Raw genomic sequence first — 17,621 nt, 5'->3', positions numbered from 1 at the left:
GGATACGCCATGAATTTTTCCTCCTTATCGATCAAGAACCCGATCCCGGCGATCATGCTGTTCGTCCTGCTCACCCTGGCGGGGCTGATGGCGTACAAGGCCAATCCGGTGCAGGACTTCCCCGACATCGAACTGCCGATCGTCACCGTCACGGCCACATTGGACGGCAGCGCCCCGGCGCAGCTGGAAACCGAGGTCGCGCGCAAGATCGAGGACTCGGTCGCCACCCTGCAGGGCGTGAAGAACATCCACACCACGGTGCTGGACGGCGTTTCGACCACCACCATCGAATTCGTGCTGGAGAAGCAGATATCCGACGCCGTCAACGACGTGCGCGACGCCGTCGCCCGCATCAAGGCCGACATGCCGGCCGAGCTGCGCGACCCGACCGTGACCAAGGCCTCCACCGCCGGCCGCGTGGTGCTGACCTTCACCGCCGCCGCCGCGCAGGTGCCCGGCGAGAAAATGGACCAGCAGGAATTGAGCTGGTTCGTCGACAATGTCGTCGCCAAGCGCCTGTTGGCGGTGCCGGGCATCGGCTCGGTCAAGCGCGTGGGCGGCGTGTACCGCGAAATCCGCGTGGAACTGGACGAGGCGCGCATGGCGGCGTTGCGTGTGTCGGCGCTGGACGTGTCGCGCCAGCTGCGGCTGGTGCAGAAGGAAGCGCCGGGCGGACGCGGTGACGTCAGCGGCGCCGAGCAATCGGTGCGCACCATCGGCACCGTCAAGAGCGCGGCCGAACTGGCGGCCATGGATCTGCCGTTGACGGACGGGCGCCGCGTGCGGCTCGACCAGGTGGCCACCATCACCGACACCGTCTCCGAGCCGCGCGCCATCGCGCTGCAGGACGGCAAGCAGGTGATCGGCTTCGAAATCTTCCGCAACAAGGGCGCCAGCGAACTGGCCGTGGCCAAGGGCGCGCGCGAGGCGGTCAAGGAGCTGGAGGCGAACAACCCGAAAGTGGTGCTGAAACAGGTCATCGACAACGCCCATCCGGTCGAGGAGAACTTCGACGGCTCGATGGAGCTGCTGTACGAAGGCGCGCTGCTGGCGGTGCTGGTGGTCTGGTGGTTCCTGCGCGACTGGCGCGCCACCCTGGTGGCCGCCGCCGCGCTGCCGCTGTCGGTGATGCCGGCCTTCCTTGGCATCTACCTGTTCGGCTACACGCTCAACACCGTGACCTTGCTGTCGCTGGCGTTGGTGGTCGGCGTGCTGGTCGACGACGCCATCGTCGAAATCGAAAACATCGCGCGCCACCTGCGCATGGGTAAAACCCCGATGGAGGCGGCGATGGAGGCGGCCGACGAAATCGGCATGGCGGTGATCGCCACCACGTTCGCGCTGGTGGCCGTGTTCCTGCCGACCGCCTTCATGAGCGGCGTCGCCGGCCTGTTCTTCAAGCAGTTCGGCTGGACGGCGGTGATCGCGGTGCTGGCGTCGCTGGTGGTGGCGCGTCTGCTGACGCCGATGATGGCGGCCTACCTGCTCAAGCCGATCGCGCACGCGGAGGAAAAAGACAGCTGGTTGATGGTCCGCTACCTGCGCGTGATGCGTTGGTGCCTCACGCATCGCGGCATCACGGCGCTGGCCGCCGCGGCGTTCTTCGTCGGTTCGATCTCGCTGGTCGGCATGCTGCCGACCGGCTTCGTGCCGGCCGCCGACCGCGCGCAAACCCAGATCAACCTGGAGCTGCCGCCCGGTTCCACCTTGGCGGAGACCGGCGTCATCGCCGAACGGGCGCGCCTGGCCGCGATGGAAGTACCGGGCGTCACATCGGTGTTCAGCTCCATCGGCGGCGGCTCCAGCGGCGACGCCTTCGCGCCCGGCGCGGCGGCCGAGGCGCGCAGCGCCGTGCTCACCATCACCACCGTGCACCGCACCGACCGCAAGGAATCGATGGCCGATATCGACGACCGGATTCGCACCCGTCTCGACGCCATCCCGGGCGCGCGCTTCAAGGTCGGCCCGCCGGACAACGGCGTCAAGCTGCAGCTGGTGCTGCGCAGCGACGACCCGGTCGCGCTGCAAGCGACAGCGCAAAAGGTCGAACGCGAAATGCGCACGCTGCAAGGCGTGGGCAACGTGCGGTCGAGCGCCTCGCTGGTGCGCCCGGAGATCATCGTCACGCCGGACTTCGCCAAGGCCGCCGATCTGGGCGTGACCGCCAACGCCATCGGCCAGACCGTGCGCGTGGCCACCGCCGGCGACTACGACACCGACCTGACCAAGATGAACCTGCCGGAGCGCCAGGTGCCGATCCGCGTCAAGCTGCCGGATTCGGTGCGCGCCGACCTCGATGCCATCGGCCGCCTGACGGTGCCGGGCAAAAACGGTCCGGTGCTGCTGGCCACCGTCGCCACCATCACCATGGAAAGCGGCCCGGCGCAGATCAATCGCCTCAACCGCAGCCGCAACGTCACGTTCGAAGTGGAACTGGGCCGGCGCGCGCTGGGCGAGGTCGACGCGGAAGCGCGCGCGCTGCCATCGCTGAAAAACCTGCCGCCGTCGGTCAAGATCGCGGAGCTGGGCGACACCCAGGAGATGGCCGCGCTGTTCGCCAGCTTCGGCCTGGCCATGCTGATCGGCGTGTTGTGCATCTACTGCGTGCTGGTCCTGCTGTTCAAGGACTTCATGCAGCCGGTGACGATCCTGGCGGCGCTGCCGCTGTCGATCGGCGGCGCCTTTGTCGCGCTGCTGATCACCCGCAGCGCCTTGTCGATGCCGTCGATGATCGGTTTGATCATGCTGATGGGGATCGTTACGAAAAACTCAATCTTGTTGGTAGATTATGCTATTCTGGCGCGCCAGGAAGGGATGAACCGGTTCGACGCATTGGTCGACGCGTGCCACAAGCGTAGCAGGCCGATTCTGATGACCACCATCGCCATGGGCGCCGGCATGATGCCGCTGGCGCTGGGCTGGGGCGCCGACCCGAGCTTCCGCTCGCCGATGGCGATCACGGTGATCGGCGGCCTGATCACGTCGACGCTGTTGAGCCTGCTGGTGGTGCCGGCCGTGTTCACCTACATCGACGACTTCGAACATCTGCTCGGGCGTCTGATGCGCAAACTGCGCCGCCATCCGGCGCCGGCTGCGGACCGGGACCAGCCGCTGCGCAAAGTCGCCGGCGGACATTAATAAAGCATCCATCACGGAGACCAACATGGAATACGAGATCAAGGAATTACCGGCGGTGCGCGTAGCGTACCTGCGCTATAAGGGGCCGTTCGGCGCCGCCATCGGCGAGTTCTGGAAGGAGGTGTTCACGCCGTGGCAGAAGGCCTTCGGCTTGAACAACCGCGTAACGTATGGCGTGGCACAGGACGACCCGAGCACCACGCCGCCCAGCGAATGCCGTTACGACGCCTGCGTCGAAGTGGCGGCGGACTATCCGGTCGCCGAACCGGCCAAGGAAGCGACGCTACCGGCCGGCCGCTACGCGGTGGCCGGATTCAATGGCACGGCCGACCAGATGCCGGCCGCGTGGGGTGAGTTCTTCGGGCAGATACAGTCCGAGGGCATCTTCGCCCCGGGTCCCTGCATGGAACGCTACCCCGCCGATTACGCGATGGACCCGGAGACCGGCGTGTTTTCGGCCGAGCTTTGCATCCCGGTCAAATAGAAGCCACAACGACAGCTCCACCACGGAGACCCGTATCTCCGTGGTACGCATATCCCGCGCTCACTTATGCGCGGGACAACTCATCTCCCCTTCCTGGCAATCCTGCAGCGCCTTGATTTCCTTCAACCGGCTCTCGGTTTTCGCGGCGAGACAGCCGCTGCGCACCATCGGATAGGCGCTGCCACCTTCCGCGCCCGAACTCTCGAATGCGCACGACAAGTCCCTGAACTTGACCCACGCAAGCTGCGCCTGCGTCAGCTTTTTCTTTTGCTCGGCGTTCAAGCGGTTGCGGTACTCGTTATAAGCGAGGTTCAACTTCTTGTCGGCCGCCGAATAGGCCTGCCCGGCGCACTGCGTCATCTCCGACTGCGTCGCGGGGGCGCTGCAATCGGCCCACGCGCTCGCGGACAACAGCGACAGCGCCAACCCGGGCAAAACCAATTTAGATAAAATCATAAAAATCCCCTCGAATAAAACTACGGTTGCGCCACCCAGCCACCGCCCATGGCGCGATACAGATCGACCGACGCCACCAGTATCCGCGTGCGCAACTGCAGGCGCCCGACATCGGCGCTGTACAAGGTGCGCTGTGCGTCGAGCTCCTCGAGATACGACGCGTAGCCGTTGCGATAGCGATTGTGCGCGATGCGCAAGGTCTCGGCCGCCGTGGCGCGGCGCGCATCGTTCTGCACCGCCTGCTCCTTCAATTGATAGATCGCCCCGAGACTGTTATCGGTTTCCGCGAACGCGGTGCGCACGGCGTTCTCGTAGGCGAAGGTGAGCTGGTCGCGCTGCGCCGCCACCGAATCGGTCTGCGACTGCACGCGGTCGCCCTCGAACACCGGCGCGGCGATGGCACCGGTCAGCCGCCATAGGGCCGTCGGCGAATTCAGGAAATCGTGCATCTTCAGGCTTTGTATGCCGCCAACGGCCGTCAGCTTAAAGGATGGCAGCAACTGGTCGCGCGTGGCCCGCAGATTGGCGTTGACCGCGACCAGGTTGTATTCCGCCCGTGCGATATCGGGCCGGCGGCGCAGCAGTTCGGACGGCAGCCCCTCGGGCACGGGAGGAGGCGCAAGTTCTGCCAGCTCCGCGCCGCGCGGAATCGGCCCCGGATTGCCGCCGGTGAGTATCGCCAGCGCGTTCTCCTGCTCGAAGATCGAACGCTTCAGCTGCGGCACCTGCTCAGCGGTGGTCTGGTACTCGGCCTGCGCCTGCAGCCACTCCAGCCGCGAGCTGTAGCCGACATCGAACTGGCGCTTGGCGAGGTCGCGCGACTCACCGCGCAGCTTGAGCGTCTGCTCGGTCAGCGCCAGCTGGGCGTCCAGCCCGCGCAGGTTCAGATAGCCCGAGGCGACGGTGGCGGCGATCGACAAGGCCACGGCATCCGCGTTGGCCTGCTCCGATTGATAGGTGGCGGTGGCCGCGTCGGTCGCGGCGGCCAGGCGGCCCCACAGGTCCACCTCATAGCTGGCCTGGATCTCGGCCTGGTAGACGTTGGTGACATATGGCTGGCCGTTGGACGCCAGCTGCCGCGTGCGGGTCGGCGCGGTATCGACGACGACGTTCGGCTTCTGCCCCGCCGCCGCGACGCCCACCAGCGCGCGGTACTGCGCCACGCGTGCGCGGGCGATGCGCAAGTCGCCATTGTGTTCGAGCGCCTTGACCACCAATGCGCTCAGCACCGGATCGCCGAAGGCCTGCCACCATTGCCGCTCGACCGGCGCGGCGCTTTGGCCTGGACCGGGCGCGGTACGCCAGGCGGCGGGCGTCTCCAGCGTCGATGCCGGTGGCGGGCCAACCTTGGCCGCGCAGCCGGCCAGCGTCAGCATGGCCGCGACCGATACGGCGCGCAGCGATACGCGCCGATTTTGTAACGCTCGCCGGCACTTCATCGGCCGGCTCCGGTGTGCGCCGTGGCGGGCGTGCCACCCGAATCGTTCAAAACGGCGGAGGTGTCGATGCTGACGATCACCGACATCCCGGGCGCCAGCCGCGCGGCCTTGGCCTGTCCCGGATCGATGCGTATCCGCACCGGTATGCGCTGGGCGATCTTGACGTAATTACCGGTCGCGTTATCGGCAGGCAGCACGCTGAACTCCGAACCGGTGGCCGGCGAGATCCGTTCCACCTGCCCGGTCAGCACCGCGCCGTCGAGCGCATCGACCTTGAAGGTGGCGCTCTGCCCCACCTGCACATTGTTCATCTGCGTCTCTTTCAGATTGGCGATCACCCACAACTGGCGCGGCACCAATCCCATCAGATTGGCGCCTGTGTTGACGTAGGCGCCCTTGCGCACGGTGACCTGCCCGAGTTGGCCGTCTTCCGGCGCGATGATGCGGGTATTCTCCAGATCCACCCTGGCCGCCTTCAGCGCGGCCTCCGCGTTGGCCACCGCCGCCTCCAGCGACAGCTTGTTGACGGTCACCGACTGCACCTGTTGTTTGGCGATATCCAGATTGGCGCGCGCCTGCGCGACGGCGGCCGCCGTCTGTGCCTGCGCAGCCTTCGACGCGTCCTGCTCGCGCAACGACAACGAGCCATCGGCCGCAAGCGAATTGACACGGCTTAAATCCGCCTTCGATTTGGCCGCCTGCGCCTGCGCGTTGGCCAGGGTGGCCTGGTTCAGCAACACGCCCGCCGCCGCCGTCTTGCGCGCCTGGTCCCAGTTGGCCAGCGCCGCCTTTTGCGCCGCAAGTTGCGCCTGCGCCTGTTCATAGCGCTGCTGGTAGATGCGGTCGTCGATCTGCACCAGCAAATCGCCCTGCTTCACCTGCTGGAAGTCCTGCACCTTGACATCGACGACATAGCCCGACAACTGCGTTCCGATCAGCGTGACCTGTCCGCGCACCAGCGCGTTCTCCGTCGAGACGATGGCGCTGGTGAAAGGCGGCAGCCGCCACGCGTACAGCACGATCAGCACGCCGATCAAGGCGACCAGCGAGAACGCGATGGTGGAAACGATCTGCCCGCGACGGCTTGGCGCCGCGGCTGTGGGTGGCGGCGCGGAGGCGGGAGCGGCGGCGGGAGGAGCAGAGGAAGTATCGGGTGTATTGGTAGCCATGTCGTTCAGCGTGATCCGGAATTGTTAAGAGAGACGTTGGCCATGCCGGTCTGCGCGTTCTGCGCGGGAATGGGCTGGCACACCACACAGATCGACCAAAGGTAGCGCGCCAGCATCCATGCGAACGTGAGCACCGCCAGCAGCGTAATCATCAGGAAGACATCGTTATAGGCGAGGATATTGGCCTCGCGCGTGGCGGCGGCGCCAAGCGACGCGACGCCCTGCGCGTTGCGCATAGAAGGATCGGCCAGGGTCGCGCCGAGCGAAGCGCCGCCGCTTTGAATCCGCGCCGCCACCTGTGGATCGAGCAGGGTCAAATGTTCGACCAGGATGCTGGAGTGGTACTTCTCGCGCACCACCTGGAAGGTGCCGACGATCGCGGAGCCGAGCAAACTGCCCAGCGTTTGCGTGATCGAGAACATGACGGAAAAGCTAACCAGATTACTCGGCGCCGCGATCACGGCGCCAAAGCCGGATACGAACGTGGGGCCGATGAACAAGGCGCCGCCGAAGCCGAGCAGGAACTGGCTGACATACATATCGACCGGACGTGTCAGATTGGTGGCGTTCGAATCCATATAAGCGCCGATCGCCATCACAACCAGCGACACCATCAACTGCGCGGGAATGCGCGCCGGCGTGATCGTCAACGCGCTCGCCAGCAGGCCCGCCAGGGTGCCTATCATGACGATGATCCAAAGCGTTTGCATCTGGTCGTTGTTCAAGCCCAGCGCCTGCAGGAAGCCCACCGTGCCGCTGGCCTCCGATTGCACGATGCGTATCAACAGCACGGACAAGGCCAGCCGCGCGATATTGGCGGTGCTGAGCCAGCGCGTGTTGATCAGCGGGCGCGCGCGGTTATGCTCGATCAGCAGCGCGCCGGCGATCAGCACGATGGCGCCGGCCAGGCAAAGACCCAGCCAGCGCGACTCCAGCCACCACACGGTGCGCCCCAGCGCCAGCACCGCCGACAGCAGTGCCACGCCGGGAGCGAACAACGCGAAGGTGACGAAGTCCATCTTTTCAAAGGCTTTGATGCGGTCCCCCGGCGGCAGCTTGAGGAACAACACGCCGGCCAGCGACACCAGGGCCAGTCCCAGCTCGAAGAAGTACAGGCCGCGCCATTCGCCGAACTCCATCAGGTCCGACGAGAACAGGCGCGCCATCGGCAGCGCCAGTTGCGAGAAGCCGATGCCCAGCACCACCGCCTTGACGCGGTGCTGGGCGGGGAATGCTTGCAGAACGTAGTAGAGGCCCAGGGTGGACAGCGCGGCGCCGCTCATGCCGTGGGCGGCGCGCACCGCGATGGCCGACGCCAGGCCGTGCACGAACAAGTGCGCGACGGTGGCGACCGCGTACAGCACCAGGAATAGTTCGGTGAACAGCCGCAGGCCGTACTGCTGGCGGAATTTGACCAGCAGGAGGTTCATCGAGACGTTGGCCATCACGTAAGCGGCCGGCAGCCACTGGATTTCGGCCGAGTAGACGCCGAGCGAACCTTGAAGGTAAGGCAGGTTGACCAGCACCAGCGCGTTGCCCAAGCCGCCGGTGATGGCGACGATGAAGCCGATGACGAAGAACGCCAATCGGCGTTCGGTCGTATGGATAGGACTCGATGGCGATCCGGGGAGTACCGGTCGCTCGTGCGGAAGCCAGACTTGAGGGGCGTACACGTCCATCGATGCCAGTTCTTATGGGTCTTTTATGGGGTAGAGGTTGCTGGGCACGAGCATATCACTATGCACGTGATTGTTGAAGTTCCAAAAGGAAGGGGAACACCTAGGGCGGATTGGGCGGAACGCCGCAACAAAGGGGTCCGACCCCGATGGGTCAGACCCCGGGCACGCCGGGTTGCGGGTTATGTTACAGCGCCACCGCCTCTACCTCGCGCTGGAAGTTGCGGTGCGCGGCCAGGGCGGCCTTGAACTCCGTCAGCGCCGGCACCACGCCGCCGGCCGCCACACACCACAGCGATGGATCGGCCGAACCGTCTTCCAGTTTCTCCGGCACGCCGGCCTTGCGCAGCAAATCGGCGCCAGCCCCCACCGCCAGGATCGGCTTACAGTGACGGAACTGCTGGCGCACGAAATCGAGCGCGTCGGCGTCGCCCATCAGCATCTTGACGCTGGCTTCCCCGTCCGCCACGATCACCGCGTCGTACAGCACCGGCGGACCGGCCTCGATCGAGATCTCGACATCCAGCGCGCTGCCGTCGGCGGCGACCAGTTGGCCCAGTTGCGGGCCGACCAAACGCGGCACCGCACCGGCGGCCAGCAGGTCGGCATAAATCGCCTTGACACCCTCGCCGTCGACACCATGCGCGGCCAGGATCGCGACCTTGCGCGCCTGGACGCCCACCGCGCCCGGACGCGCCAGCAGCGACAGCGCCGGCGACGGTGCGTAGTGAGGCTGCGGCGCGGTCGTCGCCAGCGGCATCGGCGGCGGCACTTCCAGGCCCAGGCCCTGCGCCACGCCTTCGACCAGGATCGGATCGACATTGGCCAGCATCGACAGCAGGCGGACGCGGATCGCCGGCGTCTGCACGCGGCTCAACTCGAAGCGGAACGCGTTGACGATGTGCGACTGCTCCGACGGCGTTTGGCTGATCCAGAACAGGCGCGCCTGCGAATAGTGGTCGGCGAACAGTTCCGGCTTTCCACGCACCTTGTCCTCCGGCGCCTGCTTCACGCTGCTGAACGCGGTCTGGAAGCCGGCCATCCCGGCCTGGAACGGGTTACCGCCGGCCAGCGAGTTCGGTTCGTAGGCCACGCGGCCGCGCGCGATCGCCTGGCGATGCATGCCGTCGCGCTGGTTGTTGTGCACCTGCGCCACAGGCGTATTGATCGGGATCTCGTGGAAGTTCGGGCCGCCGAGACGGCTGATCTGCGTGTCCAGATACGAGTGGATACGGCCTTGCAGCAGCGGGTCGTTGGTGAAGTCGATACCCGGCACCACGTGCGCGGTGCAGAAGGCCACCTGCTCGGTCTCGGCGAAGAAGTTGTCCGGATTGCGGTTCAGGGTCATCTTGCCGACGATCTGCACCGGCACAAGTTCCTCCGGCACGATCTTGGTCGAATCGAGCACGTCGAACGGGAATTGCTCCGCCTGTTCCTCGGTGAAGATCTGCAGGCCCAGTTCCCATTCCGGATAGGCGCCCGCCTCGATCGCTTCCCACAGGTCGCGGCGATGGTAATCGGGATCGGCGCCGATGATCTTGGCCGCTTCGTCCCACACCAGCGAGTGCGTGCCCGGCACCGGATTCCAGTGGAATTTACAGAACACCGACACGCCCTGCGCATTCACCAGGCGGAAGGTGTGCACGCCGAAGCCCTGCATCGTGCGGTAGCTGCGCGGGATGGCGCGGTCCGACATCTGCCACATCAGCATATGGGTCGATTCCGGCATCAAGGTGACGAAATCCCAGAAGGTGTCGTGCGCGCTGGAGGCCTGCGGCATCGCGTGGTGCGGCTCGGGCTTGACGGCGTGGACCAGGTCCGGGAACTTCATCGCGTCCTGGATGAAGAAGACCGGCATGTTATTGCCGACCAAATCCCAATTGCCTTCGTCGGTGTAGAACTTGACGGCGAAACCGCGCACATCGCGCACGGTGTCGGCCGAACCGCGCTCGCCGGCGACGGTGGAGAAGCGCACGAACACCGGCGTGCGTTTGCCGGCGGCGGCGAACGGCGCGGCGCGCGTGACGGCACTGAAATCGTCGTAGCTTTCGAAGTAGCCGTGGGCGGCCGAACCGCGCGCATGGACCACGCGCTCCGGAATGCGTTCATGGTCGAAGTGGGTGATCTTTTCGCGCAGGATGAAGTCTTCCATCGCGGTCGGGCCGCGCAGGCCGACCTTCAGCGAATTCTGGTTGTCGGCGACCGGCACGCCCTGGTTGGTGGTCAGGCGCTGGTCGGCGGAGTCCACACGCACGCGGTCGAGCGGCTCGATGGTGGCGTTGACGCTGTGCGGCGGCACGCCGCTACCGGTTTTGGGCGAAGCCGTGGTTTCGCCGGTGGTGCTGGCGGTGGCGATCGGATGCGGCGGAGCGACCGTCTGGCCGGGTTGCGGCGCGCGCGCGGCGTCGCCATGCTCGCCGGGTTTATTGGCGTTGAAGGGCATGCCTTGGGCCACTGCCTGGGTGCCGCTCACCTTGGCCAGCAATGCGGCTTCTTGTGGCACGCCGCCCAAACTGGCCGGAGGCGTCGCCGATGATGGTCCGGATACGGTGCTCAATACTGAACCAGCCCCGATAACGGGGGCTGGTGTCTTTTTACTAGTTGCCATTGGGTGTCCCTTGGTGAACGGCGCCCGCACGGGCCGCCGGACGCACCGGCAGCGATACCGGTCGGGCAACCTGGATTACTTGCGCGAGTTAAGCAGCTTGGAGATGCCATAGCCGGCGGCGGCGGCGATCAGCACCGAAATCGCGGGGCTGGAGCGCACGTGGCTGCGGCCGGATTCGGCCAGCTTCTTGTAGCTTTCGGTGACTTGTTTGCTGCGGACGGCCAGACGCTCGGAGACGCTGTCCACGGTGCCGGAAACGCTTTCGACGCCGTTGGCGACTTTATCGACGCCGTCATGGGCGCGGGCGGCCAGGCGGTCGGTGGTCGGTGGAACCTTGTCGGCAACGCGGTCGATGGCGGCGTGCGCGTCGGCACGCAGGTCCTTGCCGATCTGGGTGACGCCGTCGCGGGCGTTGTTGCCGGTGCTGTTACCAGTGGTACCGTTGATTTTAGTATCGATGCTGTTTTCCATGATGGTTCCTCTCGGTTGTTTGTCGTATGTTTCAACACTGCAGGAACCAAGATAGGCTTGTTGGTCAAACGCTACCGTGCGCAATCTAACAAAAAGGCGACCTCCGGCAAAGTTAGCCGCCGATGCGCCACTAAGTGGGTTGCCACACGGACGCGGTCGCCAACAAGGAGGATGCTCAGATAAAATACCGTTAAATTCAGTCCAGGAGAGCGGCATGTTTCCCATCTCATCCACAACGCTGAGCGGGCCCAACCCGGCGAACTTTCCGCTGGTGTCGCCCACTGCGGAAACCTCGGCGGTCGACGCCGTCAACTCGTCGACGATCGCCCCGCTCGGCTCCGCAATTGATGCTCCCGCGCAAGCCTCGGTCCAGGTGGATTTGTCGCCGGTGGCAAACTTCTTGCTGACGGTGTCGCAGTCCCGCGAGCAGATCGCCCAGCTGCAAACGGCTGTCGCCAACGGCGCCGATCCGCAAGAGGCCGCCGCCCGTGCTAGCACATTAAATGACGCCACGCAAAATGTAGTGAATGCGTTCAACTTATTGCCGAGCGTGGACTTCAACCAGGCCCAGCCGCAAGGCCCGTCGCTGCTCAACAGCCTAGTGGACAGCTTGAACCGGCAGACCTTCGGTACGGAGGCAGCGCGGCAGCTGAACCAGGCGACCCAGCCCGATCAACCGCAGAGCGCCGCCCAGAGCCTGGCCCAGAGTCTCTCGCGGATCGGGGTCACCTTGCAGCCACCGCTGCTATTGGACGCCGGCGCCGGCCTGTCGCTCGACAACGAAATCTTGCGCGCCTCCTTCAACACCGACAACCAGTCGACCACCAACACGCTGCAAAACACGCTCGATACCTTTAGCGAGCTGGCGACACGCTTTGCGGAGCAGTTGAGCGCCGCCGGCAGCGCCGCCCTGCCCGCGCTGACGAGCGCGCAGCAGGATGCGTTGACGCCGCAAGACCTGGTGGCCAACGCGCGACTGGACATGGCGCGCGCCGAACTCGATCTTCTCAGGCAGACTCCGTTGCCCGACACCGCCGCCGACAGGCTGGCGGCGCAGCGCGCGGAGCTGGAGCAGCCGCTCACACCACGGGCGACGGCGCCCGATTCGCCCATCGTCAATCCGCTGCAGGCGTCCACCGCCGAAGTCATCGCCGCGCAGAACGCCGAAGCGCGGGAAGCGAACGCGCGGGAGGCCAATATCAACGCGCTGCCATCCCAGCAAACCCAGACTGCGCAATCGCTGCAAGCGGCCAATCAGGCGGAGCAAAGCCAGGAGGCGGATGCGGCGGAAGAGAACCAGGCGGCGTCCGATGCCAATACGGAGCGCAGCGCGGCGCAGGCGGCATCCGACGCCGCGCAGGCCACGGCGGCCGCACAGGCGACACGGCAGCAGGCCGCGTCGGGATTGAGCGCGGCCACCGCCGCCAGCACGCAGGCGGCGGCGCAGGCGAACATCGCGCGGAACGCGGCGTCCGCCGCAGCCGCGGCCAATTCCGCCAACGCCACCGCCGAGCAGCAAGCCGTCGCGGCGCAAAACGCGGCGACCAATCTGGCGGCGGCCAACGCCGCTGCGGCATCGGCGCTGGCGCAGGCACAGGCCGCGCAAAGCGCGGCGGACGCACTGGCGGCGCAAAGCGCAGCAGCCAGCGCCGCCGCCGCACAGGCGCGCGCCGCGCTGGCTGCGGCGACGACGCCGGAGGCGGCCAATGCCGCCGGCGCCATCGCCGCCCAACAGGCCGCCGCCGCACAAACCACCGCCACCAATCTGGCCGCCGCCAACGCGGCGGCGGCGGACGCGCAGCAGCAGGCGCGCGCCGCCCAAGTGGCCGCCGTGCAGGCGTCCACGGTGCAAACCAATCCGCTGCAGGGCAATCCCGCGCTGGCGGCGGCCATCGCCGCCTACAACATCACCGACCCGGCGCTGCTGGGCGCAAACGCGCGCGCCACGCAAGCGGCCGTCAGCGCCACGCCGCGCGTGTCGGCCGTCACGGCGCCAGCCAGGACGCGCGGCGTCGGGCCGGGCCAGTAGCATGCGGAAATCGGCACAAGAATGGCGCGTCGAAGGCGCGCCATTCCGCCATCGCCACGCATGGCCGCTTCCTTCCTACCGAATTAAATTTCGATCACCTGGCCTTTAAAGGCCGATCACCCCAAATAATTCCCGATCCCGCGCCAAAGTCACACGATAATACGATTCGTTTTTAGCGATAATCACGGATTGCATTTCATAACCATCGACATCGGGAGTTCGCATGACTTTGAAGCACAGCGTGAAGCACATCGCCGCCGCCACGGCGTTACTGGCCGCCGCCGGCGCCTACGCCCAGGATACCGTGGTCAAGATCGGCCATAGCGGTCCGCTCTCCGGCGCGCAGGCGTTTTCGGGCAAGGACAACGAGAACGGCGCCCGCCTGGCGGTGGAGGAACTCAACGCCAAGCCGATCACCGTGGCCGGCAAGAAGCTCAAGTTCGAACTGCTGTCGGAGGACGACCAGGGCGACCCGAAAGCCGGCGTCGCCGCCGCGCAAAAGCTGATCGACAATGGCGTCAAATACGTCGTCGGCCCCTACAACTCCGGCGTGGCGATTCCCGCCTCGCGCGCCTACAACGATGCCGGGGTGCTGGTCGCCACCATTGCCACCAATCCGAAGATCACGCTGCAAGGCTATAAAGGCCTGTTCCGCGTCAACGCCAGCGACTCCCAGCTCGGTTCCAAGATGGCGCTGTACGCGGCCAATGAACTCAAGTTCAAAAACGTCGCCGTGATCGACGACCGCACCGCCTTCGGCCAAGGCGTGGCGGAGGAGTTCAAGAAGCAAGCGAAAGCCTCCGGCATGACCGTGGCCGGCCACGAGTTCACCACCGACAAGGCGTTCGACTTCAACGCCATCCTCACCAAGCTGAAAAACAAGAAGGTCGAGGCGATCTTCTTCGGCGGCTACGCGCCGCAGGCGGCGCCGATGGTGCGCCAGATGAAGCAGCTGGGCATCACCGCCAAACTGCTCGGCGGCGACACCATCTGCACCGGCGAGATGGGCAAGCTGGGAGGCGACGCGGTGGCCGACAACGTCCTGTGCTCGCAGGGCGGCGCGATCCTGGACAAGGCCTCCAGCGGGCCGGCCTTCAAGGCCAAGTACAAGGCGCGCTACAAGCAGGACGCGGACGTCTACGCGGCGTCGTACTACGATGCGACCATGATGTACGCGCAAGCGATGCAGAAGGCGAATTCGATCGATCCGCAGAAAGTGGCGGCGGTCATCGGCTCCGGTTCGTACAAGGGCATCGCCGGCACCTACGCGTTCGACGAGCGGGGCGACATGAAGCAGTCGCCGGTGACGATCTTCACCTTCAAAGGCGGTCAACCGGTGCCGTTGACCAGCTACTGACCCGCCTTTATTTCGAAGGCGACCCGGTGGCCGATCGCGCGCGGTTCAACGCGATCAGGCTGTCGAAGGCCTGCCGGGCGCCTTCGCAGGCTTCAGCTATCTGCCGCGCGTCCACGACATGTTCACGCAGCGCCGCGATGAATTGCTGCCAGCGCGGCCCCGGCGAACCCGAACCGCGCAGGTAATTGAGCGGATGCGGCGCCAAGCGGTCCGCCAGCCTTTTATACAGCACCGCCCCGCCCAGCTGCGACCCTTCGACCACATAGCACACGCCCCAGCGCCATGCAGCCCCGCGCTGTAAGGGCCAGGCCATGGCCGTCCCGTGGTGCGCCGCCGGCATTCCAGCCAGTGCCGCATGCGCCAGATCCTCCCTGACCGCATGCAGATAGGCGGGCAGCCTCGGTCCGTCGTCGAATCGCCCCATCCAATCCTGGATCGGCGCCAGCCACTGCTCCAGCAGCCGCAAATGATCGTGATATGCGCGCAAATCCACTTCGCCCACGGCCAACGGTGTGTTCGAATCGAGCTCGGCGTGTCGCTGCGCGGTGGCCAGCCGCAAGGCGGCCAGCACGTCATGTTCCACGATGGAAATTTCTTCCAAGATATTTCCTGATTCCTATTGATGCCAAGATTTTACACAGTGCAATGCTAGCGCGCGCACAGTAGACGCCGGCGACTTCTGGAAAAATGGAGCTAAGGTAAAATTTAATTACTACCAGCATACTGCCTATGAACCAAAACCAATCCCAGAACTGCTCAGTACTGCTGATCGACGACGAAGCGATGGCCGAAGACTTGATCGGCTATCACATGGCACGCCAGCAGGGCATCACGCTGCGCTATGACAATCGCGCCGAACTTGCCGTCCAGCTGTGCAAGGAAACCGAGGCGACCGTCCTGCTGGTCGACCTGCGCATGCCCGGCGCCGACGGCTTCGACGTGATCCGCATGCTGCGCGCCGATCCGTACACCGAGCATCTGCCGGTGATACTGCTGTCGTCCGAGGACGATGCCGATATCAAGGCGCAGGCGTTCGCGCTCGGCGCCAACGACTACCTGGTCAAGTGGCCGGAGGCGCGCGAACTGGAAGCGCGCATCCGCTACCACTGCGCCGCCTACCAGGCGCGCCAGCAGCGCGACGCCGCCTTCCTGGAGTTGCGCCAGCGCGAGGAGGAGCTGCGGGTCAGCCAGGCCGCCCTGCACCAGGCACAAAAAATGGAAGCGATCGGCCAGCTGACCGGCGGTGTCGCCCACGATTTCAACAACGTCCTGCAAATCATCAGCGGCAACCTGCATCTGCTGCAGATGGTCGGCGACGTCAACCCGCAAGGCATGGCGCGCATCGAGAACGCGCTCAATGGCGTCGAACGCGGCGCGCGGCTGGCCGCGCACCTGCTCGCGTTCGCGCGCCGCCAGCCGCTGCAAAGCGCGGTGGTCGACCTGACGCCGGTGCTGGCCGATATGGACGATATGCTGCGCCGTGTGCTCGGCCCGCGCGCGGTGGTCATCGCCGACATCGCGACGCGCTTGTGGAACACCGACGTCGATGTCAGCCAGCTCAATAACGTGATCCTGAACCTGGCCATCAACGCACGCGACGCCATGGGCGGCGAGGGCACGCTGACCATCCGCGCCCGCAACCTGCCCGCCGGCTCGGAACAGTTGTCCAAGATCGGCGACGGCCAGGGCGACTACGTGTTGATCGAGATCGCCGACACCGGTTCGGGCATGTCGCAGGAGGTGATGCAACGGGCGTTCGAGCCGTTCTTCACCACCAAGCCGACCGGCCAGGGCACGGGGCTGGGCCTGAGCATGGCCTACGGTTTCGTCAAGCAGTCGGGCGGCGAGATCGCCCTGCAAAGCACCCTGGGCGCCGGCACCTGCGTGCAGATCTACCTGCGCCGCAGCGAGGCGCAGGCGGAGCCCGAACACAGCGCGGCACTGCCGACGTTGACCGGCGGCGTGGAAACGATATTGGTGGTGGAGGACGAGGAAGCGGTGCGCGCCGCGACCGTCGACATGCTGTCGACGCTGGGCTACAAGGTACTAAGCAGCGCCAATGCCGAACAGGCGACGCACTTGATCGACGGCGGCGTCCATATCGACCTGCTGTTCACGGACGTGATGATGCCGGGCCGCGTGAGCAGCCTGGAATTGAGCGAACTGGTACGCGAAAAGCTGCCACTGGCGCAGATCCTGTTCACCTCGGGCTATGCGGAAGGGGTGTTGTCGCACGACGGCAAACTGCCGCCGGGGGTCAATCTGCTGCAAAAGCCCTATACCGTCGAAACCCTCAGCTCGCGCATCCGCCATCTGCTGCGCAACCGCGGCACCATCACTGCGGCTTGACGTAGCGATGCGAGCCCGGCGGCGGCTCGTTGAGCACCGCCCAGAAAATCCCCAGGTCGGCGATCGCCCGCACGAACTCCTGGAAATCGACCGGCTTGACCACATAGGCGTTCACGCCCAGCTCATAGCTGCGGATCAGGTCCTGCTCCTCGCGGGAGGACGTCAACATCACCACGGGTATGCTTTTAAGGGTGGCGCTGCCGCGGATTTCGGCCAGCACTTCCAAGCCGTCGACCTTGGGCAGTTTCAGGTCCAGCAGCACCACGGCGGGGTTGCCTTGTTCCCGGTTGGCGAAGCTGCCGCGCGCGTGCAGATAATCGAGTGCGTCGGCGCCATCGCGCACGACGATCACTTCATTGGCCAATTGGCTGCGTTCCAGCGCAATCAGCGTCAGCTCCAGATCATGAGGGTTGTCTTCAACCAGCAGGATAGGCTTTAACATAGG

The 17,621-nt window shown here is 65.6% G+C and carries 13 protein-coding genes; 5 read left to right on the top strand and 8 right to left on the bottom strand.

The window, feature by feature from the left end:
* Window positions 1-9: 9 nt before the first annotated feature.
* Both MRBLMU1_RS16140 and MRBLMU1_RS16135 read left to right on the top strand, forming a co-directional pair.
* Window positions 10-3,138 (top strand): efflux RND transporter permease subunit, encoded by a 3,129-nt coding sequence (locus MRBLMU1_RS16140; RefSeq protein ID WP_363503117.1) that lies wholly within the window; start codon window positions 10-12, stop codon window positions 3,136-3,138.
* Window positions 3,139-3,163: 25 nt separating this feature from the next.
* Window positions 3,164-3,622 (top strand): AraC family transcriptional regulator, encoded by a 459-nt coding sequence (locus tag MRBLMU1_RS16135; RefSeq protein WP_363503115.1) that lies wholly within the window; start codon window positions 3,164-3,166, stop codon window positions 3,620-3,622.
* Window positions 3,623-3,682: 60 nt separating this feature from the next.
* On the opposite strand, the gene MRBLMU1_RS16130 is transcribed toward MRBLMU1_RS16135, so the two are convergent.
* The 6 genes from MRBLMU1_RS16130 to MRBLMU1_RS16105 all read right to left on the bottom strand — a co-directional run bounded on the left by MRBLMU1_RS16130 (window position 3,683) and on the right by MRBLMU1_RS16105 (window position 11,441).
* Window positions 3,683-4,078 (bottom strand): lysozyme inhibitor LprI family protein, encoded by a 396-nt coding sequence (locus MRBLMU1_RS16130; RefSeq protein WP_363503113.1) that lies wholly within the window; start codon window positions 4,076-4,078, stop codon window positions 3,683-3,685.
* A gap of 20 nt (window positions 4,079-4,098) precedes the next feature.
* On the bottom strand, window positions 4,099-5,454 hold the full coding sequence (locus MRBLMU1_RS16125; RefSeq protein WP_363503111.1) for an efflux transporter outer membrane subunit: 1,356 nt from the start codon (window positions 5,452-5,454) through the stop codon (window positions 4,099-4,101).
* A 59-nt stretch (window positions 5,455-5,513) separates the two neighbouring features.
* Entirely contained in the window at window positions 5,514-6,686 is a 1,173-nt protein-coding gene (locus MRBLMU1_RS16120; protein ID WP_363503109.1) for an HlyD family secretion protein, read from the bottom strand.
* Between the two features lie 5 nt (window positions 6,687-6,691).
* Entirely contained in the window at window positions 6,692-8,272 is a 1,581-nt protein-coding gene (locus tag MRBLMU1_RS16115) for an MFS transporter (protein ID WP_363503107.1), read from the bottom strand.
* 277 nt (window positions 8,273-8,549) lie between these two features.
* Complete coding sequence (locus MRBLMU1_RS16110; protein WP_363503105.1) at window positions 8,550-10,970, bottom strand: catalase; 2,421 nt, start codon at window positions 10,968-10,970, stop codon at window positions 8,550-8,552.
* Window positions 10,971-11,045: 75 nt separating this feature from the next.
* On the bottom strand, window positions 11,046-11,441 hold the full coding sequence (locus MRBLMU1_RS16105; protein ID WP_363503103.1) for a hypothetical protein: 396 nt from the start codon (window positions 11,439-11,441) through the stop codon (window positions 11,046-11,048).
* 214 nt (window positions 11,442-11,655) lie between these two features.
* Between MRBLMU1_RS16105 and MRBLMU1_RS16100 the strand changes: the two genes are divergently transcribed.
* The gene (locus MRBLMU1_RS16100; protein WP_363503101.1) at window positions 11,656-13,470 is read left to right on the top strand and encodes a hypothetical protein; all 1,815 of its coding nucleotides are present in this window, start codon (window positions 11,656-11,658) and stop codon (window positions 13,468-13,470) included.
* Window positions 13,471-13,693: 223 nt separating this feature from the next.
* Window positions 13,694-14,827, top strand: a complete 1,134-nt coding sequence (locus MRBLMU1_RS16095) for a branched-chain amino acid ABC transporter substrate-binding protein (protein WP_363503099.1) — start codon at window positions 13,694-13,696, stop codon at window positions 14,825-14,827.
* A gap of 7 nt (window positions 14,828-14,834) precedes the next feature.
* On the opposite strand, the gene MRBLMU1_RS16090 is transcribed toward MRBLMU1_RS16095, so the two are convergent.
* Entirely contained in the window at window positions 14,835-15,428 is a 594-nt protein-coding gene (locus tag MRBLMU1_RS16090) for a biliverdin-producing heme oxygenase (protein WP_363503097.1), read from the bottom strand.
* Between the two features lie 128 nt (window positions 15,429-15,556).
* Between MRBLMU1_RS16090 and MRBLMU1_RS16085 the strand changes: the two genes are divergently transcribed.
* The gene (locus tag MRBLMU1_RS16085) at window positions 15,557-17,176 is read left to right on the top strand and encodes a response regulator (protein ID WP_363503095.1); all 1,620 of its coding nucleotides are present in this window, start codon (window positions 15,557-15,559) and stop codon (window positions 17,174-17,176) included.
* Here MRBLMU1_RS16085 and MRBLMU1_RS16080 read toward each other — a convergent pair.
* On the bottom strand, window positions 17,163-17,618 hold the full coding sequence (locus MRBLMU1_RS16080; RefSeq protein ID WP_363503093.1) for a response regulator: 456 nt from the start codon (window positions 17,616-17,618) through the stop codon (window positions 17,163-17,165). The genes MRBLMU1_RS16085 and MRBLMU1_RS16080 overlap by 14 nt on opposite strands.
* Window positions 17,619-17,621 lie beyond the last annotated feature (3 nt).

The sequence above is a fragment of the Burkholderia sp. LMU1-1-1.1 genome (assembly GCF_040675865.1).
GTDB lineage: Bacteria > Pseudomonadota > Gammaproteobacteria > Burkholderiales > Burkholderiaceae_D > Rugamonas.
This window is presented reverse-complemented; position numbering and strand designations above follow the sequence as displayed.